Here is a 22,939-nt window from a genome sequence, read left to right as displayed (position 1 = left end):
TCTCAATTGGAATACAGGTCTTCCCTACGGTCATCCAGTACAGGTATTTTATTGGATAGTTCTTTGGCAAGTGAGAGGTCGATGTCTGCCATGATTATGCATTCATCGCGGCCGGAATCTGCAAGGGTATTTCCCAGGGCATCAATTATCATGGAACTTCCCGGGAACGATTTGGTCGGGTCTTCTCCTGTGCGGTTACACATCACATGAGGAATCTGGTTTTCCACTGCCCTGGCAGGACCCAGGATTCTCCAGTGATTACCCCGGGGGTCGGGAAATTGTGCAATAGTCACCAGTAAGTCGGCTCCTTCAAGCACAAGTTTGCGTGCAACTTCAGGAAACCTTATCTCATAACATATTTCCAATCCGATACATATATTTTCAAGCTTTATAGGATGAATGGAATCACCCGGCGTGAAGTGGCCTTTTTCTTCCCCGAAGGGGTGAATTTTGTGATAAGTTCTCCGAATTATACCGTTTTCAATACAGAACCCAAGATTGGCATAGGGTTTGGTTTCAGTATCCAGCTCTTCCACGATTGAACCGATAAGGATGCATTTATTTTTTTTTGAAAAATCCGCAAGTTGTCCTATTGTGGGGTAGGGTGGCTTTTCGGCTAGTTTATCCATCTGTTCATAACAGAAACCTGTGGAAAACACTTCCGGGAACACAATTATTTCTGCGCCCATAGCAAGGGCCCGATTTCCCATAGCAATGGCTCTTTCAATGTTTGTTTTCTTATTACAATGCTCAACGTCCATCTGGATACAGGCAACTTTTACCATAAAGTATCTCCTCAGTATTTGGGACAGGTACCCTTTGCAAGTATTATGGATATTCCCTTTTTTTCCATTTTTTCCATCAGAAGGGCCTGTAATTCGTTTTCTTTGATTTTTTCTGCAAAATCCACCACTTCAATGTCATCATGAAGTGCTTCAAGAATATTTGTAAGGTCCGGTACATCCTGTCCTCCCGTCATAGCTGCAACATCATTTTGCAGTATAATAACCAGAAGGTCAAAACTGTTGGATTTTGCATTGATCAATCCCTGTATTCCTGTATGTGCCAGGCCGAAATCCCCGATGACTGCAATACCTTTTCCTTTGAAACCACAGGCAACCGATATGGCAGAACCAAGTGCAAAACCTGCATCCACGGCCTGTAGGGGTGCAGAAGTGCTTAATATGGAACAACCCATGTCCCCTGCAATTGGTTTATCTATTGTACCAAGCACCCTGTAGAGAGGTAGGTAAGGGCATGTATCACAGATAGATCGCGCCCCTCTCTCTTTAATAGTCTCGGGTTTGGTCACTTTATCCATATGTGTTTTTTCGATATTTTCAAGAGCATGCAGTATATGTTCTTTTTCTATTTTACCATGGGGTATATGTCCTGTGGATTTGCCCTTTATGGTGTCTTCGACTGAAATATGAGATTCTATATAATCTTCTGTTTCCTCAGCCACAAGCACATATTCATGGTGATCAATGAATTCTTTCAATTTTTTAATCGGCAGTGGATAAACCATGTCCAGAGCCAGATGTGAAATATTGGAGCTACTTTCTTCAATGATATTTTCCACAAGGGAGGTAGAATAACCTGAGGAAATAATGCCTGTTTTTTTTGTATTGGTATGACACAGGCAATCCTGTGATTGGGAATAATCTTCCATTAAAGGGTATGTCATTGAGTGGAAACGCTGATGCTTGCCTTTCATAGTATATTCCCATACAGACCTGTCAAATTCAGGTGGCATTACAGTCTTTTTTGGCTGGAATGCAGCAGCATTTCCACAAAATGAATCCAGAAGACGGGCAGTCACTCTGACTATTATGGGAACACTTGCCTTTTCCGAAAGTTCGATCGCTTCTGCCAATGTAGCAAACAGCTTTTCAGGAGTTGCAGGATCAAAGACAGGTACTTCGGCAAGAGGTCCGAAATAGCGTGAGTCCTGTTCATTCTGGGAAGCTTTGGCACCGGGGTCGTCCCCTGCGATTATCACTAAACCTGCACCGATTGTATGGGTGGCGGATGTAACCAGAGGGTCACATAGTACATTCATGCCCACATGTTTTGTCAGGACAAAAGACCTGCGTCCGTCAATCGAGGCTCCCAGGGCAGTTTCAAGAGCCACCTTTTCATTAATCATCCAGAAAGTATTGTCTGCCCAAAAATCGTCATTCCTGAAAAGGTCTACAATGGAAGTAACAGGATAGCCGGCAACCGCACTGACCAGTTTAACTTCCAGCAGGCTGGCAGCCTTTAATATCACATCTTTGCCGCTTATTTGACGTTCATTCATGGAAGTTCAGCATCCATTATTACCGAATCATCAGGTCTTGCAAACCAGGGTAGGGCAGCAAGGGCACCTATTACACCTTTACCATCCATCCAGACATCCACACCATGATTTTCAGCATACTCCATTGCAAACTCATAGGTCAGCTCAGCAGACCTGCACAATTTGCTGTATTCTTTAATACTGGAAGCATTAAAAGAGTCAAGGAAAACCATTCCCGTATCCCGGGATACACTGTACTTTTCCAGTGCACTGCGAATATTTTCAAGTAGTGCATTCTGTGCCTTTTCATCCACACATCCAAATTCCAGTACTGTTGAAACACAGTTCTGGGTTCTTGCGGATACAGGGAAAAGTTGCACAAGGGAGTGGGAGAGGTACACACATTCCGCACAATCCAGTTCTTTTGCGATGTTGTGGGTCAGACACCAGGTAGCACCTGTTTCTTTGGTGTCAGTATCATCAATTCCTACCAGTACACGCTTGCGTCTGGGGACAACGATGGTACCTTTTGCCGCTTTTCCTCCTCCTGAGGGAGTGGTTTCAGAACGCACAACCCCGGCTGCCTGTGCGCGACAACGCGTGGCACCTACACCACCGCCACCCAGTCCGGCATAGGTAATTGCAACCTCATTATCTTTGACTTCCACTGCTTCAATACCTGCAGCTGCAGACGATGGCTTTAGTTCAAGGGGTACATTACCGGTTTTTACAAGATAGCGAGTCATATTTCCCAGTGTCCTTACCTGCCGGACAATAGGTGAGTGGGAATAATGGTGCCTGGCCCATGCAGCACCGCCATAACAGTTACTATGTTCAATTATTTCCGCACATTCATCCGTTTCATCACATATGGCATAGATTGCCCTGTAGGGAATCGAGTACGGTTCATCAAGTTCTATCTCTTTCATTCGGCTGGATAATTGTCGGAAAATGCTTTAAATCTTTTGTCAGGAAATATATCCTTCATCCTTCAAACTCACAAATTTTCCTTCCCCGATTATCACATGATCCAGTACATCAATTCCGAGTATTTTCCCGCCATCAACGAGTTTACGGGTAACGTTTATATCTTCCCTGCTTGGTGTGGGATCTCCCGATGGATGATTGTGTGTAAGAATTACAGAGGCTGCTGATTCCAGAAGGGCTGATTTGAATACTTCCCTTGGATGAACAATATTGGCATTGAGACTGCCTATTGATACCACTTCTTCACGCAGGACCTGGTTTTTGGTATCAAGGTGAAGGGTTGTAAGATGTTCCTTTTTCTGGCACCTCAACTGGGGATACAGGAGTTTGTACACATCATCCGGGGAACGGATGCGTGGCAGCGGCTCATCTGAATGTTTTTCAAGTCTGCGAGCCAGTTCGAATATAGCAGAGATCTGGGAAGCCTTTGCAATCCCGACTCCATGGATTTCGGTCAGTTTTGTGATATTGGCCTGACTCAAATTTTTGATAGAATAATTTGCAAAAATACGGCTGCACAGATTGATCACATTTTCCTTTGCCGTTCCGGTTCGCAGGATTATTGCAAGCAATTCCGTATTGGAAAGGCTTGAGGGCCCATATTTTGCAATTCTCTCCCTTGGCCTGTCCTCCTGGGGCATATCCTGTACCCTTAATTTCTGCTCATCCATACATTAGATAAATAATCATCTTATATATAAATAATTCGTAATATTTCTTAATTATCAAATTATGTCAGCCAATCCAATGCCTACTTATACTTATAATTCCATGCCATAATTATGAAAGCCGTAGCTGTTATTGGTTACAAAAATACCGGCAAGACAACGTTTGTTTGCAGGCTGGTTGAAAAACTTGCTTTGAAGGGCAAAGTTGGTACTGTAAAGATCATGCATGACCATCGCTTTGATTCCCCCGAAAAAGATACGGGTAAACATTTCGATTCTGGCGCTGAAAACGTGACTGCGGTCTCCGAGGAGGGTTTGATTTCTATTCAACGCGGGGGAGGCCTGGATGAAGCTCTTGAAGTCCTTGCTGGCAGGGGGATGGAGTACGCAATCGTGGAAGGCGCTACAAATAGTGATTTGCCCAAAATAATGCTGGGAGAAATGAAAGAGAAAGCAGGGAACGTTGTACTCAGGCTTGCTCCTTGTTCGGACTGGGATATGGACGAAGTTGCAGGAATTGTACAACAAACATCCGAAATCGTAACCCTGGACAGTATGATTAACAAAATACGTAATATACCTGAATTTCCTCTGACTGGAAGTATCGGTACTTTTACAGGTGTGGTAAGAGGGGAGACAGATGATATCAGCACAAAAATGCTTGAATTTGAGAAATATGAGACAGTTGCTGATGAGCGTATAGAAAAGATATGTAACGACCTCAAACAAAAAGAAGGAATTATTGAAGTACTAATCCATCACAAAAGTGGCCGGCTCATGAGGGGAGAGGATATTGTGTACATTGTTGTAGCATCGGCCCACAGGCAGGAGTTGTTTAAAGCCTTGAGTGATGCGATTGAAAGAATAAAGTCAGAGGTGCCCATATGGAAAAAAGAAGTCACCATGGAAGGTGATTTCTGGGTACATGATCACGCTTGAGTCAGCCGGATTTAATTTTTTTATTTTTCAATAGGTAAGGTACTCTGGCCATGAGGCATGAAATGGATTCTCACGGCCGGATTTTTTGTAATGATTGAATCAATTGCCTGCTGGATATCTGTTACAGGTCTGAAAAATACATCCTGTACATCTTTTTCAGGCATTTCTGAATACATGAGCAGATCATGTTTCATTGCAAGCTGTGCGATAAATGCCGCTTTATGAGCCCCAAACTCAAAATCTGAGTCGAATTTTTCAATTGTTTCCAGAGGACAACTGCATTGTCGACTCCAGCGCTCAAATATTTCATGACCAAACCCTTCCCTGCAGGGGGCTGCAAGCAGGATGGTGCCTCCATCAATAACAGCGTTTTTTGCATTATCCAGCGGTTTGTAAGCCTGATAGAGGTTCATCCCTTTTGAGACATCGGTTGCTGTAATGACAACATCTGCAGGTTCCACTTCCACCTTGTACATTTTATCCACACAGTCAACTCCTTTTCGGTGGGCATCTATAATATCACCGGCTACTGCCTGGACTATTTCCTTTTTGCTGTTGAGGACCACATTGAGTAAAAAATCCGGGCCGAATATTTGGGCCGCTTCCTCCATATCCTGTCTTACAGGACTGTCGATATTGCCGGTGGTTGCCTCTTCAAGAGTCATCATCTTATGGTTTGTAATAACAGAATTATTTGAACTCACTCCGGGAAGGATCGCTTTTGCCCCTCCACTGTAACCTGCATAATAGTGGAATTCAATATTACCGGTACACACTATTATATCGGACTCATAAACTTCTTTGAATATTTCTACCGGAGTCCCTCTGGAAGTTGTTCCCACCTTTACACAATTCTCTTTATCATGTTCAACAAACCTGACTTTTCCATAAAGTGGTCCAAGTATTTTTTTAATCTCTTCTTCAGTCTGTTGGCGATGAAGTCCCAGGGCACAGACCACCGTTACATTTTCTTCGGTGCATCCTCCGGATTTTAATTCTTCAAAAAGGAGTGGGAGCATTGTTGAAGAAGGGGATGGGCGGGTTATATCACTGACAATGATAACTACACTGGATTCTGCAGTCGCTATTTCGGAAAGTTTCTTGCTGTTTACCGGATTTGCAAGGGCATTTTTTACAAGTACCTCCGGAGTGGATTCTACTTCCATTTCACAGGGCATAAGGATATCACCCATATTGGAATCCGGAATGTTGATATCAATACTTTCGTTACCATAGGGCACAGTGATCACGGGCATTTTGTCGGTCCTCATCTATTTGCAATGAAGACAAAAGTCGCATATGACGGTAAAATGGAGGTGATGGATATTACTCAGAATAGACCGACTTTTGTCAGAATGAGGGTTTGAATCGATAAGATATAAATTTATCTTCAACTATGAGACATTAAGTACAAGGATGACAGGATGAAATATGGAATAATAATACACGGCCCGGAAATAATAGACAGTGGCTGGGCCGGAAACATAATACAACTTCTTTCAGCAAGAGCAGATGTGTATGCTGTAGCCGCCGGGACGATGTGTAAACTGGCCGTGCTGGATTCCTTTCTTGAAGAGGTGATCGACATCTGGAGTTTGAGCAAACCCAGTGAGGCGATTACTGAACTTGGAAAAGAGTGTGACTGCGTATTCCTACTAAACCATGGAAAAACAATTGAAAGCGGGACTGTTTTTGGAAATCTGGTAGCGGATAGGGTGGATATTGAAGTCCCACTTGTACAGGTTGAAAGACCCGGTAATTCGGACGGGAAAGTTATTCACAGGGGAAAAGATGTAACTCCCGATGTATACTGGCTATGCAGGAAATTGGGTATGCCACTGGTGTACCCAGAAACTGCAAGACAGCCATCTATCAAAAAAAACGGCCATAGAACGATACGCAATATTTCCGGGGTCCTGCCCGGAGAATCAATTATGGTCAACGGTCTTGTAATCGGTTACGCCAATAATGAGGATGTGGAATTAATATTTGAGGAGGGAATTATTACTGCAATCAAAGGCGGGCAATTGAAAAAACATGGTGTGGAAAAACTTACTTCATACATCGGTAGGATTGACCCTGAAACTGCGTGGATAAAAAGTGGAAATCTACGCCGCACACCTGTTCTGGAATCAATGAACCGGGAAAGAATTGATGTTCATAAGCCCCAGTCCTGTCGGGCTGTACTGATTAATCATGAAGCGGAAAGGACATTCGAACTGGCAAGGAAAGCGGATCTGATAATCTCAGTTGGGGATGATACCACGGTGATTGCAGGAAGCATCCTGAAACGTCTGGAAATACCCTTGATAGGAATTACTGATGGTGACAGGGATAATGTGCTTGCTGAAAATGAATATTGCGAAGGTTCTACGATAATACAGGTTGAAAGCGGTTGTGACGATATAGTAGGAGAAAAAATAAAGGAAGCGTTTTTTTCTACATCCAACCCCGAATTTCCCTCAAAATCTTATCTGGAAGAACAGATTCTTGGTCTGGCAAAATCTCACATAAGACATGTGATCTTCCACCCTCTGGAATATAATTATTAATCTTTATCCCTCTGGGCATTTCCAGATAGTTAAATACACTTATTACTGAAGATATTTTATTTTTATTAGGGGGTTTTGGAATTGCCGGTTTGAAATGACGTAAAGCCGGTGTATAAAATGTCCTTTACAGGTGATACAATGGTTAGGGTTGAAAAAGACACAATGGGGGAGGTGGAGGTTCCAGATGATGTTTATTATGGTCCCCAAACCGCCCGTGCTGTGATAAATTTCAGGGTAAGTGAACAGAGACTGCCTCCTGCTTTTATCAGGGCACAGGCTGCGATCAAAATGGCGGCTGCAAAAGCCAATATGAAAGCCGGCAAACTTGACCGTAATCTGGGTGATGCAATCTACAAAGCCGCTCAGGAGGTGCGAAGTGGAAGATTTGATGACCATTTCGTGCTGGATGCTTTCCAATCAGGTGCTGGTACGTCCCAGAATATGAATGCCAACGAAGTCATTGCCAACCGGGCTCTTGAGATCCTGGGTTACCATAAGGGTCGCTATGATGTGATCCATCCCAATGATCATGTTAATATGTCCCAGTCCTCCAATGATACAACTCATACGGCAATCCATATCGCTGCCACTGAAATGATAATAAATGAACTTCTGCCTGTGCTGGAAACCCTGCAGTATGAACTTGATGCAAAGGCCAAAGAGCATATCAGGGTGGTAAAACCCGGCAGAACCCATCTGCAGGATGCAGTCCCAGTGACTCTGGGACAGGAATTCAGCGGCTATTCAAAAATGCTGGAGCTGGGAATACTACGACTGGAAAATACATTGAAGGATTTGAAGGAGCTCAATATGGGGGGTACGGCTACAGGCACAGGCCTCAATACTCCTGAAGGGTTTGGTGACATAGCGATTCAGGAAATGAACCACATCACAGGGATTGATTTCATGTTATCGCAAAATCCCTTTGAAGCCACACAGGGTGCAGGGGCTATTCTGGGCACATCGGCGGCTCTAAAGGGTATTGCAGTGGATCTCATCAAACTTGCAAATGATCTCAGGTTATTATCCAGCGGTCCACGCACCGGTTTCGGGGAAATCATGCTGCCGGCAGTACAGCCAGGCTCATCGATCATGCCAGGTAAGGTAAACCCTGTGATGGCAGAGATGCTTAACATGGTGTGTTTCCAGATAGTTGGAAATGATACCTCCATAATGATGGCAGCACAGGGGGGACAATGTGAATTGAACGTATTTACACCTGTGCTTGCCCATAATATTCTTAATTCGATAACAATTCTGGCAGGAGGGGTTGACTCTTTTAACAACCGTTGTCTCAAAGGATTAACTGTCAATGTGGAGCATTGTTCAAGAATGGCAGAATCCAGCCTTGCACTGGGAACTTCACTGGCACCTATGATCGGTTATGAAAGGGCTGCGGAAATCACATATGAAGCATACAGGACAAACAGTACCATACGTGAAGTAGTAGAAAGAAAGGATTTGAACCTTTCAAAAGATGAAATTGATAAATTGTTGAATCCACTTAATATGACGGGGCAAGGAAATGAGAGAACATGACATTATAGTGATAGGAGGAGGTTTATCCGGTCTCCGGGCTGGCCTTGAGGCCAAAAGACAAGGGGCTGACGTGGCAGTTATCTCCAAGGTTCCACCTATTCGCAGTCATTCCGTAGCTGCACAGGGTGGGATAAATGCATCCATAGGTACCGATGACAGCTGGGACAGTCATGCCTATGATACAGTAAAAGGGAGTGATTACCTTGCAGACCAGGATACAGTAGAAATCCTTTGCAAGGAAGCCCCCGAAAGAGTTTATGAAATGGAAAATTGGGGGACACTGTTTTCACGCACTGGAGATGGGAAAATAGCCCAGCGCCCTTTCGGAGGTGCCGGCTTTCCCAGGACATGTTATGCAGGGGACAGGACGGGCCATAACCTGCTGCATACCCTGTATGAACAGGTATTAAGGGCCGGGGTTAGGGTCTACAATGAGTGGATGGTAACCCGCCTGGCCACAGATAGCAATAGGTGCACCGGCTTTGTGGCACTCAATTTGCTTGATTCTGAACTGGAAACTTTCAGGGCCAAAGCAGTTATACTTGCAACAGGCGGTTACGGGCGTATATACCAGCGTTCCACGAACTCCATAATCAATACAGGTTTTGGAATAAGTCTGGGCTATCGCGCCGGAGTTCCCATTCAGGACATGGAATTTGTACAATTCCATCCAACTACTCTGTGGGGTACCAATATACTGATAACCGAGGGTGTAAGGGGGGAAGGAGGCTACCTCTACAACAAAGATCATGAAAGATTCATGGATAAATATGCACCTGAATCCATGGAACTGGCTCCCAGGGATATCGTTGCACGTTCCATCCAGACCGAGATCGATGAAGGGCGGGGCTTTACCGGAGGATATGTACAGCTTGATATTACCCATCTGGGTAAGGAACTGATCAATGAGCGACTGGGTGGTATTCGTCAGATATGTATTGATTTTGCCGGAGTTGATCCGATCACGGAACCTATACCCGTACAGCCGGGCCATCATTATTCCATGGGAGGCATCTCTTCTGGCAAAGATGGATTGACGCCGCTAAATGGATTGTACGCAATTGGGGAATGTGCCTGTATCAGTGTGCATGGGGCAAACCGATTGGGAGGTAATTCATTACTTGATACAATTGTATTTGGAAAAAGGGCAGGGGAACATGCGGCCAATGCTGTGAAAAACATTGCTATGCCTTCTGAAGATAGCCTCAATGAAAGTCTTGCGGAAGAAAGATCCAATATTGATTCTATGATGGGTGACGGCGGGGAAAGTTTTGCCGATGTAAAGGATGAATTAAGACAGACCATGCAGAAGTATGTGGGTGTTTATCGTAATCGTGAAGATCTTGAAACCGGGCTTGCAAATGTGAAGGCCCTGGAAAAACGGGGTGAAAATATCCATGTGAAAAGCAGGGTCAAGACATTCAATATGGAATTGATGAATGTACTTGAAGTAAAAGGAATGCTGGATATTGCCCGGGTTATCACTGAAGGTGCACTGGTTCGAGAGGAAAGCAGGGGTGCCCATTACAGGACTGATTTCCTAGAAAGGGATGATGAGAACTGGCTCAAACACACTCTTGCTTATATGAAGGACGGCGGTCCGAAACTGGAATACAAAGATGTGACGATAACACAGTTTAAGCCAATGAGGAGGGAATACTGATGGTTTACCTGAAAATCAAGCGCCAGGATGAAAGCAGGGAGTGGTATGATACTTTCGAGACGAAAGAAACTCCCGGGATGACGGTACTGGAGGCCCTCTTCTATGTGCAGGAACATATGGATGGCAGTCTGTGCTTCAGATATGCCTGCCGGGGTGCAGTATGTGGAAGTTGTGGAATGCTTATCAACAGGGTTCCCCGGCTTGCCTGCAGGACACAGGTGGGTATTGCTAAAAAAGAAAATACCAGAGAAGGTTCAGGCGACATATTTGTAGCAGGTCAGAAATCAGAAGAAGAAAATGAAGTTATCTTAATTGAACCCCTGGCCAACCTGGATGTAATTCGTGACCTTATTGTGGACATGGATTCCTTCTATAATCTGGTGGATTCTATCAAGCCCTGGATAAGTTCTCCTGAAGAACATCCCGAAGGTGGTAACCTGATGGATCCGGATCTGCGGGAACAGATTGAGAAGTATACCAACTGTATCCTGTGTGCCTGTTGTCACGGTGCATGTCCGGTGGCTGCGAGAGATGATACATACCTCAGCCCGGCAACTCTTGCCAAAGCCTGGCGTATGCATCTCGATCCACGGGAGGATAATGCCAGCCGACAGGAGAGACTGAATTTTGTTGATTCAGAATCCGGTGTTTGGGGTTGTGACCTTGTCTATAAATGTGTGGCAGTCTGCCCGAAAAAAGTTCCACCTACACTGGGAATTAAGGCGCTCAGAGAGGAAATCGAAAAGAATAAAGAAAATTAAAAGTGAAGGGATAATTCAATCCCTTTTCCTTGCTATCCAGAACATAAACATCAGACCAAAGACTGCAACGATTGCTTCAAAACCGGGTTGCTCAACCGGCTCTTCAGTTTCGATTACAGAATTGAATAATTTGTCTGATTTGTCCAGGTATTCATTGGCCTTTTCCATGTTGTGAATGCCAAGACTTCCGTCCTCTTCAACAAAATGCATGTAAAAGACTGCATTGTTGTAGTCCTCAAGGTTTGATTCATAGGAAGCCGTACCATTGAGATTTTCCAGAGCAACACTGGAGTTGTTCTGTACAGTTTTAAGTTCTTCAATCCTTTCGGCAATCAAGTCCTGTTTTGTTTCAATAACTTTTGCAAACTCTTCATCATGGCAATCATAACATTCACTGGATGATTCGGAACTGAATAGCAGCTCGGGTTCGTAATCGAAGGTATGCCCGGTCACGGCTGTTTCATGTGTGGTGTCATTGTATTCCTTTGAAGCCATATGGCAATCCACACACCCGGTCTCAGGATGGTTGCCTGTGTTATAGATGGAATCGTTATACATTTCCCAGTTGGGATGCCGGATTTCCGTAGTCATTCCATCTGCCGTGGCACCCATACCGTTATGGCAGTTACCACAGAGTAAAGACCCTTCTATACGGTACTCAGCGGAATGCGGTTCATGACAGGCAACACAGGTTATGCGCCACTCTTCTACATATTCAGGCTGTGGAACATCGTTCAGGTTCAATCCATAGATACTTTCATCTTCTAAGGAGGGAATGGCCCCATCGGTGCTCTTACATGAGACACAAGAGTTATCCCTGTTCAGGATGAAGGGTTCCGCCACATCAGTGGGTTCGGAATGACTTGCCATGGACTCCATGTCAAAGCTTTCAGTGTTATATTCATCCCATTCCTCGATGATCGGATGGTGGGAATCTTTATGGCAATTCCCACACATTTCAGCAGAAAGGGTAACTTCCGGGATATGAGCAGATGGAGTGTCCAGATGGGCATCATAACCTTCATCCGGGGGAAGATGGCAAACTTCACAGGTGATTGGTTCAATTGTGGCTTCCACATCTTCCCTTCCCCAAGCTTTTTTTATTGAAGACTCAACGTGGCATTCCGTGCAACTTTCAATATCAACAACCGATCCACCTGCAGATTTTAAGGATTCTGCATGGGCAGAAGAGTTCCATATCTCATATTGCTCAATGTGGCAACCTTTACAAGTTTCCGGTTGCCAGGCACCTGCCATACCTACTGATAATAACAAAGTTAGTGTTACAACTATAATTTTGATCAACTAATACCCCCACGTTAATCTCTATAGAAAATATGGCTATGATTGTATTTAGTATAATCGGGTAAAAGTATACTCTTTGTTGCGATTTGTAGTATTAACGTAGTGTAGGGTTTTAGAAATTATTCCCTTAAGAAATCCTTTTGATATTTTTAGGTTCCAGCCCTTGGGATTTCACTCCTTATTGTAGATTTTTATCATCGGGGATTAGGGGAAGGTTGAATCCGAATATACAGTATTTGCCGTATTGACTTTTTACCCACACCTTTCCACCATGTAACTCAACCAGTTTTTTTACAAGGGATAAACCTAATCCTGTGCCTTCATATTCTTTTTTAGTGGTTTCATCGAGCTGGCTGAAAGGCTTGAACAATTTATCTAAATCTTCTTCTTTTATACCGATACCATCATCTTCAATTTCAAATGTGATTGAATTTTCCCTTCGCTTGACTTTTATTGTGACGTTTCCGTTGTCATAACAGAACTTTATTGCATTGCCTGCAAGATTATAGATTATCTGTTTCAATTTTCCACTATCTGCTTCAATAGTCTCAACATTTGGGTCTATTTCGGTGTGGATTGTAATTCTTCGCTCAGCTGCTGTAGGTTTCATTATCTCTACAATTTCCTGAAGCATCCGGAGTACCTGAATATTCTCATATTGCAGGTCCAATTTACCGGCTTCTGCTTTTGATATATCCAATATGTCATTGATGATTCCGAGAAGATGATTGCCACTTACAGATATATTCTGAGCATATTTGATTTGTTTTTCATTTAAAGAACCAGCATGATTACTGGATAACAAATCAGAAAAACCTATTATTGAATTCAAAGGGGTCCGCAGCTCATGGCTCATATTGGCCAGAAAGTTACTTTTTGCATCATTTGAAGCCTCTGCCTTCTTTTTTGCGTTTATGAGTTCCCTTTCCATTCTTTTCCTTTCGGTCAGATCAATTTCCATGGAAAATATCTCAAGATTGTTTTCAGGCACCTGCACAGTTGAATAACTTGAAAATACTGGAATCTCGTCTCGTTTTTTGTTCAGGAATGTAGTTTCCCATGATTTTGCACGGTTTCCGCCTTCTTGTGTGGTATTAATAATATTAATGAAAACATTCCTGTTTTCAGCAGGAATTACAAGTTCGGTCATATCTTTACCAATTGCCTCTTCTTTTTGGTACCCATACATCTTTTCACTTGCAGAGTTCCAGTAGTGCACTTTGTAATGGGGATTAAATCCCTGGACCGCTACATTAGGTACATTTTCGATAAATGTCTGGAATTTCCTTTCACTAAGATCGATTTTGTGTTCCTGTTCTTTTACAGTCTTCGAAAGACTCAAATGCTTGCTGAGTACCATATGAGTTATATTTGTGGCCAGGAGCATCATTATGAAAGAAAGGGCTTTGATAAAAGACACATCACCTGATGCAAGCCCGTTTGCAGAGACGTTTTCAAACCAGTTTGCAACATAAACCCAAGTGGGGTAGAGAACGAGAATAAATATTAAGATAGTAGTAACAGTTACAGAATATGGCTTTTTGAACCATTCTTTTAATCGAAGGGGATCTGGATTATCAATGTAATTTTTATCATCCATCTTTTTCTTTCCGGGAAGCTAGGGATTGTGTATTTACCTAAAATCAAGGCAGGGTTTTTATATGTGTGAAGTTATTATGTAATATATTAAGCATCTTTTATACATTTGCATCATAAATAGTTAGTTGTCAGGATGTGAAGTTATACCTGTTGTTTTTGGTGAAGAAAGAAAAGCTGTACAATACAGCATTGATTCGCTATCAACCTATGTTAATATTTTTCTCTTCCTTACTCTGGTCAATGCCCTTTTGTCAAGATTTGCAGTGGTAAAATCTCCTGTGGAACTTGCACCGGGGGTTTCTGGACTTTACTTTGCAGTTTCTTTTATGATTGTTTTTGCCCTGTGGTATGGAATATGGGGAGCTCTTTCTGCATATCTGGGCTGTATGGTTGGTGCCGGAATCCTGGCGAGTATGCCTCTGAAGCTTAACATAATATGGTCTTTTGCTGATTTATGGCAGGTATTGATCCCACTGGCTGCTTTTGCTTACTTCAAGGCTGACATCGGCTTAAAAACGAAAAGAGATTTCCTTGTATTCCTTGTTTTTGGTGTCTTTATCAACAATTTTGTCGGTGCTCTATGGGGTTCCTATACGCTGTTTCTGGATGGGATGATCACATGGGCTGAATTCTTTACAGCTTTTGAAGGCTGGTTTTTGGGTAATATTGTAGTAGCAATTGTTTTAATTCCATTTTTGTTACGGTACATAACCCCTTATATAAAACAAACAAAATCATATGTGGATAATTTCTCCTCTTGATATTGACAGGGAAAAGTGGCTGGATTTCAGGTTACTGGAATCCAGAACTATCAAACCTGCAATATCACTTGCAAATGTAGGAAAGCAGACGGTTTATTTGGGGGTTTAGTAAGGGTTAGTTCATGGATTTATCAAAAGGCATTGTAAATGTAAAGTACTTCCTTTTTCTATTTCACTTCACTCTGATATTGCAATCATGCATTTTTACAAATTTTCACAAGGAAAAGACAGAGCCAGTTCTATCAGATGCAATTTCCAGAAATATACTTTGAACCGAAGGGTAATGAAAATACTGATGTATTCACAGATACTTTTGAATAAGCATTATTATATTTACAATGTACATAAAATAAATTATCAAAGTATTTGGATATGTAATTTTTTATAATATATGCAGAAATACTATATAATTTGACAACTCATTTCACTGAATATTTGCTTCTTTAACATAAAAGTACATTTTATTCTTACTAAAACAACCAATGGGGATTCTTTGAATAAGGAATTATTTGATTTATGGGAAGATAATATAGCAATAATTTCTCCAGATGGAATAATATCCTATGCCAATAAGAGCTGGAAGCAATTTGCAAAAGATAATGGTTTAAGCCCGGAAAAGTGCAGTGAAGGTATCAATTATCTGAATGTATGCGAAAAAGCAACCGGTGAACACTCGGATGAAGCTAAAATTGCATTAGAAGGCATAAAGGACGTTATCTATGGGAGAAAAAGAACTTTCAATCTCGAATACCCGTGCCACAGCCCTGAAAAAAAGCGCTGGTTTTTGATGAAAGCCACGCCTCTTTCAAAAGCTATTCCCACAAGTGTCCTATTGCAACACATAGATATAACCGAGCGCAAACTTGCCGAAGAAGAGGTAAAAAAACAGACTCATATGTTGAATTCTGTGGGGGAAGCTGTTATTGCCACCGATTCTGCAGGTTATATCGAGTATATGAATAAAGCAGCTGAGTATTTGTATGGGTGCAGCCTTGAAGAAGTTAAAGGATCAAATATTGTAAACGTCACTCCTGCAACAGCCACAAGGGAACAAGCCAGAGAAATAATGACTAACCTGTCGCAAGGTAAAAGCTGGAAGGGAGAGTTTGAAGTATATAGAACCGACGGAACGGAATTTCTTGCTCACGTGACCAATACTCCAATTATAGATGATAATGGAGATATGACGGGTATAATTGGCATATCATATGATATAACTGAGCGTAAACTTGCGGAAGAAAAACTAATAAAAAGTGAAGATGAACTTGCAGCGATATACAAAAATGCTCCTCTAATTATGTTGTTAGTGGATAAAGAGGGGAGAATTAGAAAAATAAACGACTATGGATCAAAATTCGCCAACTCCTCTGCAAGCAATCTGATAGGTGTAAGGGCTGGTGAAACCTTAAGATGTGTCCATCATCTTGATGACCCAAAGGGTTGTGGATATGGTCCTTTCTGTGACGAATGTACTGTTAAAAATACAGTGTTGGACACTTTTGAAACAGGTAATCCCCATGATATGGTGGAAGCCACGCTTCCATTTTCTGTAGGGGGGAAAGAAAAAGAATTGACATTTCTTATTTCGACCTCCCTTCTGCATATAGATGAAGAGGAACCCCGTGTACTAATCAGTATTTTGGATATTACTGAACGTAAATCTATGGAAATAGCATTAACCAAAAGTGAAAAAAGATTCAGGGAAATTTATTCAGAATCTCCGATTCCCATTGAAATTTACAATTCTGAAGGACATTTAGTCGATGTGAATACTTCCTGTTTGAAACTTTTTGGTATATCTGATATTGCAGAGGTACAAGGATTCAATCTTTTTGATGACCCAAATTTACCTGCTTACACAAGAGAACAGTTGCTTGCAGGTGAAACGGTTGAGTATGAGACCATCTTTGATTTTGAACTGGTCAAAAATCTAGGTTTGTATAATACAAGTCGTTCAGGTATCATCCATGTAAATGTGAAAATATCTGCATTATGTATGGATTGTATAGATGGTTATCTCGTCCACGTTCAGGATATAACCAACCGTAAATTAGCGCAAGCAAAAGTTAAGCAAAGTGAAGATAGACTGGATCTTGCATTAAAGGGTACCCAGGCAGGGATTTGGGATTGGTATGTGCAGACAGGCGAGGCATATTTTGATGAAAGATGGGCTGAAATCGTTGGATACGCACTTGACGAACTTGCACCTGTCAATATCCAGACATGGATTGATCTGACTCATCCCAGCGATTACAAGCGGGCTGAAGAATTGTTAAATAAACATTTTGCAGGTGAAACCGAATTCTATGAGTGCCAATTGCGTATGAAACATAAGAATGACTATTGGATGTGGGTAGAAGACCGTGGGCGTGTTGTTGAATGGAGTAAAGACGGCCAAAAACCCATAAGGATGACAGGCACTCATATTGACATTACGGATCGCAAAATGGCTGAAAATGCACTTATAAAGTCAAAAATACTTGCAGAAGAAACAAATCGTACCAAATCAGAATTCCTTGCAAATATGAGTCACGAATTAAGAACACCTCTTAATTCCATAATTGGTTTTTCACAAATCCTGGATCAAAATCCTTCTGGTAATCTGGATGAAAAGGAGTTAATATATTCGCATAACATTCTCAACAGTGGGGAGCATTTACTAGAACTAATAAATGACATTCTTGATATTTCAAAAGTTGAAGCCGGTAAGATGGATTATGAACCTGAAAGGGTTAATTTACCAGAAAATATAGAGAATGTTATAGGATTGATCAAACCTCTGGCAATGAAAAAATCTATTGACATCCGATTTATCAATAATTCTAAAATTTCTGAAATGTGTGCTGATAGGGGAAAATTCAAACAAATCCTGCATAATTTACTCAGTAATGCAATCAAATTCACACATGAAAAAGGAGAAGTAAAGGTTTATTTGAACACTGTTGATAACACTGCCCAAATATCAGTTTCAGATACTGGAATTGGCATCCCCGAGGATAAACAAAAAAGTATATTTGATCCCTTCAAACAAGTCGATTCATCTGCTAACAGAAACTTTGGTGGTACTGGCCTGGGTCTTGCACTTGTGAATAAATACGTGGAGATGCATGAAGGGAATATATGGGTGGAGAGTGAAGTCGGAAAAGGAAGTACCTTTACATTCACGATTCCTTTTAATTAAGCAATCATCCTATAAGAGGTGAAATGACTGGCAAAGATAACGAATTTTTCAGCTGATAGATTATTTCTCCGGCAACGAACCAGTCCAATTTGAAATTCAGAGATATATTTGGTATTTAGATTTCGAACTGTCCACTTTTTTTAAGTATATCATTCTTTATTGAATGATAATTCTGATCAGTAATTTTCGTGGAACCGGTAAATATACGTTTTTTGAAACCAAAGAGTGTAGCAAATTCTTCAACTGTGTTTTCGAAATCCTTCTCATAGTGCAAACCTGTGTCGACTTTCCCTACATTTTTATAGCCGGAATAATCAAAAACAGTTTTAGTCATTTCAATATCGTTGGGATCAGGTGTAAGTTTTGCGAGGACAAGCATTTCTCTCCAGTTAGCTGCCTGCATTGGTGTAAGGAAGTATGTCCCTTCTCCTCTTTCATCTCCCTGCATTGCTTCCATGTAGGATTCCCTGTTGCCGAATGCAGCACATATACAGTCGTCTACTACATTTCCGTAAGCATCCTTGAGAATTCGTACTGGAATATTGAGGTAGGCAAAATCTTCTTCGAGTGAACCAAGAACATTGCCACACAGGCCGTAAAAAACAAGGATGCCATCAAAGTATTTTCCGTTTTCCTCAATAGTCCTGTAGACTTTATCTTTGAGAAGTGAAGGTTCGGCATCCAGTGCAAATTCCAGAAGATGCAATACAACAATGAAATCTTCCTTTTTGCCTGGATTTCTATCAATATTTTCCGGTGATATTTTTTTGTATTTTATGGAATGTTCATTTAGTTTATTTTCGATACCTTCTGTATTTTCATTTTCAACAATTAGAAGGTCAATATTTTTTTCTTCCTCAAATATGTGTACCAGTTCATCCTCAAACATGCGACAGGAAACAATGTATAGTGATGGCATGATTTCGTCTCCTTTTCAGTTTTTCTGATTTATAAAATTTTCAGCAGTTTCCACGGCTTCTGATGCAGTCCTTACATACGCATCTGCCCCTATCCTATCAGCGTATTCCTGTGTTACCGGAGCACCGCTGACCATTATTTTTACATTTTCTCTGTATCCTTTTTCTTTTAGCAGCTCAACTATTTCCCTGAGGTGGCCCATTGTGATGCTTGTCATTGATGACACTGCAAGTATGGCGGCTTTATTCTTAATTGTAGCATCAACAATTTCTGATGTATGCAGATCCCTGCCCAGATCAATTACCTTGAACCCTGCAATTTGAAGCCTGCATGCAGCAATATTTTTTCCCAGATCATGCGTGTCATTTTTTACAGTTCCTATGACTACAGTTGGCTTGTTTTTAGAAACAATACCTTCGTTGGCCATTTTTTCAGTAATGAGCTTGTTGGATTTTTGAAGAATGGTTGTTGACTTCATTAAATCGGCAAGGAAACATTCATTTTCTTCAAATCTTCTGGCAATCTCCTCCTGAGCTTCAATAAGTTTGAATAGGAGTTGTTTTTCCCCATAGTCCCTTTCAAACCACTTATCAATGGCCCTGTATACTCCTTTTTCATTGTTTTCTATAAAGGATTTGTATAATTGCCCGAGAATTTCTTCTTCTGATGTCATGCATCTCCCTTACATAATAAATGTACATTGTAACATATAACGCTGTTTACATGTTGTGCAAAAGTATGGTGTGGTTTTGCATAGGAAGGAATACAGGATAAGGATTTTTTTCTGGATTCTAAGATATAAAAATAATCAATATATCTTTAAAGTAAAAAACAAGAAATAACAGTATACTGCAGTTTACTAATATCAATAAATATATAAATTATAATTGTATTTCTTTTCATATGATAAAGCCTACCAGTTTGTTTCCTTCACAATAGGATGATGGAATTGCACCTGCCGTTGGTATTATTCTCATGTTGATAATTACAATAATACTGGCAGCAATCGTTGGATCTCAATTTTTGAGTTCCGATGTAACAGACCTCCAAAAACCATCTTTCGCTGCATTTGAAGCAACAACTGAAACGGGAATCAATAATGAAGAACCAGAGATTCCTATTGTCATTTTACAAAAAACCGCAGGAGACCAGTTATCCCAGGAATATGAGGAGGGAACGCATAGTGGGATAAAAGGCACTGAAATATATCTGTTCGACCCCGCTGGTGAAAGGCATGAAGTTATAAATTCGATATACATGACAGGGAAAGAAGTCGAAACAGCCGAAAAATTTTATATCTTCTATTTTAATCATTATGACGGGAATTTTTGGATAACAAATGATAAGGTAAGAGTGACAGAAGGAGGTGTAGAATATTTCGATCCTTCGGGTCAATGGCGTTTGCAGATTATAGGTGCCTATTCAAATCAAATACTGCTGGATAAAAAGCTCCAACTATAATTTCAATTTTTCCTCTTTTTGAGATAATAATTTAAGCGCTTGTTATCTTTTATCTTCAGCATCTGATAATTGATTACCTGATATTCTTTAAGTGTACAATATTATCTTTCTATCATTCAAAGAATTCCGGTTTTAATATTTCTCCAGAAGGGAAAGTTATCCTACATCCTCACTGCAGTCGAAGAGTGTACACTAAGTCGCCGTAAAAATAATCCGTCTCAAAATTACACAAAAAGCGATACAACAAATCCTGCACAGCCAGGAAATATAGAAACCAAGTAAAAGAAGTGAAATTAAAAGTGGTATTGCACAATCTTGACAGATGTGTCAAGATTGTATGTTTTGTCTGGTCGAAGATTTCTACAGAGCCCAAATTTACTATTTAGTTTAAACCGGGCTGATTCCAACAAGCTTGAACCTGCCCGTTTTTATTTGATCAAGTATATGCTGCTTCCTCCTAGAAGTATGTGAATTTCCACTTCCCAAAGTGGGGTTTCACCTCCCAGCATCAACAGCGATTCGTTATTTCATTTATAGTATTACAATAAACGATCTTTATAGAATACAAACGCTAACATCATTAGACATAAAAATGCTCCAAATCCAGGAGTGGATCGATCTTCTCCAGTGTCCTTAGAATCGCTGATGTTAGCTTCTTTATTATCTTCTAAAGTCTCATCCAGGGGTCCAAAATTCACATCATAGTAACCAACCACATCAATATTGTTTGTAAGCCTAAAAACAACTGGTATGTTTTCTATCCCATTCTTGTCTGCTTCTTCTTTTACAATATTGTATATCTTCTCTATTTCTTCATCAGAATACGTTGTATTATTATCATTCCTGTAAAGATCAATTGCAAAATAACCGGTTGCTGTATTGTATCCATAAAGCACAACATCTCCTTCAGGATAGAAATCGGGACCAATTTTATCATATGAATTAGCTCTTATATCTCTCAAAGTATAGATATATGAAACTAACTGGCCAGTATTTTCAATCTCTGGGAGTTCACCGTATACTTTGATGAAATTTGGATCATAGATGTTACTAGCAGGATTTGTGAAACTTGAGATCTTCTCATTTTTTAATTCAAGATAAACTGATAATGCCCTTTCATCTGTATAATAATCTACATATTCAATATCATCAAAATTTGCAGACCCCATATTAGTAAAAAGAATCAGCAACATTGAAAGTGTGACAATAATTTTGTACATGTTTATTCTCCAAAAAGATAAAGGCACTCCATTATTCATAATCTCGCTGGACGAAGATTTTGGTAGTGAAATAGAAGTTATACAACCAACTACCAAATCTGATCTTGAAACAAGAGTGGAATATCTGGAAAATAAGCTTAACAATCTTGAAAAATCAATATCAGAAGACGATAAAAAGTCTGGTGGGCCCGCTGAGATTCGAACTCAGGATCCTCGCCGTGTAAAGGCTCGTCAGATGGCGATTCTCACAGATAATCAGTGTCATAAGACTACATCGGAATCACTAAATGATGTGTGGACTAAATATAGTGAACCATTTTATGTTTGGTTGCAGGCCAAAGACATTTCGAAGGCAACGAAAAGAGATTATTATAATTCATTGTCAAGGTTCCTAATGATACAAATATTCAAAGACCTCAAGATTTCAGAGGCCTCAAGTTAAAAGATAATGAAGGGCGTGGATTGCGCAATTTATTGAACTACTTTGAAGATGAGGATGTAGATGATATCGCAGGATATAGCATTGAAAAATGGAGCCGCTACATCAAAATAAAGAAATCTGGTGTAGTTGAAATTTATGTCACAGATGAGGAAATACAGGAAGCATATAATGCTTGCACAGATGACCTTAAATCCATCTTGAAATTGCTCATATATTCAGGTAATCGACTCAGCCACATACATGCTATGTTAGGGAATTTCGATGAGAAAAATATAGTAATTGATAACGATATCGCACATTATCCTACATCTTCGTTTTCAAGTGGTACTAAGCGAACATTTCAGATATTCTTCCCTGCATCTTTCATACTTGAACTCAAAAGTATTAGCAATCTGAAACCATATGAATCGTTGTTAAAGAAAATAAAACATGACCGTGTCACAGCAAAAACAATTCGTAAGTGGCACCTCAATGTAATGATAAGAGAAGGAGTTACTAAAAGTTTGGCTGATTTTATACAGGGAAGAGCATCTGCAACTGTTGGAAGTGCTCATTATCTGAATAAAGTACAGCAATCAAAAAAAGAGTATCGGAGGATTATGGATAGTTTTGTATTAGAATTCAAAGTGGATAATTCAACTTTAAGCTAGGAGAGAATTGGA

The 22,939-nt window shown here is 40.7% G+C and carries 20 protein-coding genes and 1 pseudogene; 11 read left to right on the top strand and 10 right to left on the bottom strand.

Annotated features, from left to right (window positions below; all coding sequences use genetic code 11):
• Nucleotides 1-2: 2 nt before the first annotated feature.
• The 4 genes from BHR79_RS10210 to radC are packed head-to-tail and all read right to left on the bottom strand — an operon-like array spanning nt 3 to nt 3,939.
• A complete protein-coding gene (locus BHR79_RS10210; protein WP_072562207.1) occupies nt 3-785 on the bottom strand; it encodes a nitrilase-related carbon-nitrogen hydrolase in 783 nt (260 codons plus the stop codon).
• Between the two features lie 11 nt (nt 786-796).
• Complete coding sequence (locus BHR79_RS10205) at nt 797-2,302, bottom strand: thiamine pyrophosphate-dependent enzyme (RefSeq protein ID WP_072562206.1); 1,506 nt, start codon at nt 2,300-2,302, stop codon at nt 797-799.
• Nucleotides 2,299-3,210 carry a methanogenesis marker protein 11 gene (mmp11, locus tag BHR79_RS10200; protein WP_072562205.1) on the bottom strand — a complete coding sequence of 304 codons (912 nt, stop codon included), beginning with the start codon at nt 3,208-3,210 and terminating at the stop codon, nt 2,299-2,301. Before mmp11 ends, BHR79_RS10205 begins: the two co-directional genes overlap by 4 nt.
• A 39-nt stretch (nt 3,211-3,249) precedes the next feature.
• Nucleotides 3,250-3,939, bottom strand: a complete 690-nt coding sequence (gene radC / locus BHR79_RS10195; protein ID WP_072562204.1) for a RadC family protein — start codon at nt 3,937-3,939, stop codon at nt 3,250-3,252.
• Nucleotides 3,940-4,050: 111 nt separating this feature from the next.
• Between radC and BHR79_RS10190 the strand changes: the two genes are divergently transcribed.
• Nucleotides 4,051-4,875, top strand: a complete 825-nt coding sequence (locus BHR79_RS10190; RefSeq protein WP_072562203.1) for a molybdopterin synthase — start codon at nt 4,051-4,053, stop codon at nt 4,873-4,875.
• 20 nt (nt 4,876-4,895) lie between these two features.
• Here BHR79_RS10190 and larA read toward each other — a convergent pair whose 3' ends face one another.
• Nucleotides 4,896-6,131, bottom strand: a complete 1,236-nt coding sequence (gene larA / locus BHR79_RS10185) for a nickel-dependent lactate racemase (protein WP_072562202.1) — start codon at nt 6,129-6,131, stop codon at nt 4,896-4,898.
• A gap of 168 nt (nt 6,132-6,299) precedes the next feature.
• Between larA and BHR79_RS10180 the strand changes: the two genes are divergently transcribed.
• The 4 genes from BHR79_RS10180 to BHR79_RS10165 all read left to right on the top strand — a co-directional run bounded on the left by BHR79_RS10180 (nt 6,300) and on the right by BHR79_RS10165 (nt 11,390).
• On the top strand, nt 6,300-7,427 hold the full coding sequence (locus BHR79_RS10180; RefSeq protein ID WP_083433101.1) for a DUF2117 family protein: 1,128 nt from the start codon (nt 6,300-6,302) through the stop codon (nt 7,425-7,427).
• A gap of 138 nt (nt 7,428-7,565) precedes the next feature.
• A complete protein-coding gene (locus BHR79_RS10175; RefSeq protein WP_072562394.1) occupies nt 7,566-8,966 on the top strand; it encodes a class II fumarate hydratase in 1,401 nt (466 codons plus the stop codon).
• Entirely contained in the window at nt 8,953-10,629 is a 1,677-nt protein-coding gene (locus BHR79_RS10170) for an FAD-dependent oxidoreductase (RefSeq protein WP_072562200.1), read from the top strand. Before BHR79_RS10175 ends, BHR79_RS10170 begins: the two co-directional genes overlap by 14 nt.
• Nucleotides 10,629-11,390, top strand: coding sequence for a succinate dehydrogenase/fumarate reductase iron-sulfur subunit (locus tag BHR79_RS10165; RefSeq protein ID WP_072562199.1), 762 nt, complete (start codon nt 10,629-10,631; stop codon nt 11,388-11,390). Before BHR79_RS10170 ends, BHR79_RS10165 begins: the two co-directional genes overlap by 1 nt.
• A gap of 15 nt (nt 11,391-11,405) precedes the next feature.
• Here the strand turns inward: BHR79_RS10165 and BHR79_RS10160 are convergent, their stop codons facing one another.
• Together BHR79_RS10160 and BHR79_RS10155 are read right to left on the bottom strand one after the other, a co-directional pair.
• Nucleotides 11,406-12,695, bottom strand: coding sequence for an ammonia-forming cytochrome c nitrite reductase subunit c552 (locus BHR79_RS10160; RefSeq protein ID WP_091828974.1), 1,290 nt, complete (start codon nt 12,693-12,695; stop codon nt 11,406-11,408).
• Nucleotides 12,696-12,873: 178 nt separating this feature from the next.
• Nucleotides 12,874-14,295: a PAS domain-containing sensor histidine kinase gene (locus BHR79_RS10155; protein ID WP_072562197.1), complete on the bottom strand. Its 1,422-nt coding sequence runs from the start codon at nt 14,293-14,295 to the stop codon at nt 12,874-12,876.
• A 124-nt stretch (nt 14,296-14,419) separates the two neighbouring features.
• Here BHR79_RS10155 and BHR79_RS10150 point away from each other — a divergent pair, with 124 nt between their 5' ends.
• Complete coding sequence (locus BHR79_RS10150; RefSeq protein WP_083433099.1) at nt 14,420-15,055, top strand: hypothetical protein; 636 nt, start codon at nt 14,420-14,422, stop codon at nt 15,053-15,055.
• Nucleotides 15,056-15,548: 493 nt separating this feature from the next.
• Nucleotides 15,549-18,236, top strand: coding sequence for a PAS domain-containing sensor histidine kinase (locus tag BHR79_RS10145; protein ID WP_072562196.1), 2,688 nt, complete (start codon nt 15,549-15,551; stop codon nt 18,234-18,236).
• A gap of 115 nt (nt 18,237-18,351) precedes the next feature.
• Here BHR79_RS10145 and BHR79_RS10140 read toward each other — a convergent pair whose 3' ends face one another.
• Both BHR79_RS10140 and BHR79_RS10135 read right to left on the bottom strand, forming a co-directional pair.
• Nucleotides 18,352-19,155 carry a DUF1638 domain-containing protein gene (locus BHR79_RS10140; protein ID WP_072562195.1) on the bottom strand — a complete coding sequence of 268 codons (804 nt, stop codon included), beginning with the start codon at nt 19,153-19,155 and terminating at the stop codon, nt 18,352-18,354.
• Nucleotides 19,156-19,170: 15 nt separating this feature from the next.
• Entirely contained in the window at nt 19,171-19,827 is a 657-nt protein-coding gene (locus BHR79_RS10135) for a cobalamin B12-binding domain-containing protein (RefSeq protein WP_072562194.1), read from the bottom strand.
• Between the two features lie 275 nt (nt 19,828-20,102).
• On the opposite strand from BHR79_RS10135, the gene BHR79_RS10130 reads away from it, so the two are divergent.
• A complete protein-coding gene (locus BHR79_RS10130; RefSeq protein ID WP_268765996.1) occupies nt 20,103-20,615 on the top strand; it encodes a type IV pilin in 513 nt (170 codons plus the stop codon).
• A 254-nt stretch (nt 20,616-20,869) separates the two neighbouring features.
• A pseudogene (locus BHR79_RS10910) lies at nt 20,870-21,001 on the top strand (IS5 family transposase); the annotation flags it as partial.
• Between the two features lie 153 nt (nt 21,002-21,154).
• Here the strand turns inward: BHR79_RS10910 and BHR79_RS10125 are convergent.
• Nucleotides 21,155-21,835: a hypothetical protein gene (locus tag BHR79_RS10125; protein WP_072562192.1), complete on the bottom strand. Its 681-nt coding sequence runs from the start codon at nt 21,833-21,835 to the stop codon at nt 21,155-21,157.
• Between BHR79_RS10125 and BHR79_RS10120 the strand changes: the two genes are divergently transcribed.
• Both BHR79_RS10120 and BHR79_RS10115 read left to right on the top strand, forming a co-directional pair.
• The gene (locus BHR79_RS10120) at nt 21,834-22,277 is read left to right on the top strand and encodes a hypothetical protein (protein WP_072562191.1); all 444 of its coding nucleotides are present in this window, start codon (nt 21,834-21,836) and stop codon (nt 22,275-22,277) included. The two genes, BHR79_RS10125 and BHR79_RS10120, sit on opposite strands and share 2 nt — an antisense overlap.
• Nucleotides 22,278-22,297: 20 nt before the next feature.
• A complete protein-coding gene (locus BHR79_RS10115) occupies nt 22,298-22,927 on the top strand; it encodes an integrase (RefSeq protein WP_072562190.1) in 630 nt (209 codons plus the stop codon).
• Nucleotides 22,928-22,939: the final 12 nt, after the last annotated feature.

The sequence above is a fragment of the Methanohalophilus halophilus genome (genome assembly GCF_001889405.1).
In the GTDB taxonomy this organism is placed as follows: Archaea; Halobacteriota; Methanosarcinia; order Methanosarcinales; family Methanosarcinaceae; genus Methanohalophilus; species Methanohalophilus halophilus.
This window is presented reverse-complemented; position numbering and strand designations above follow the sequence as displayed.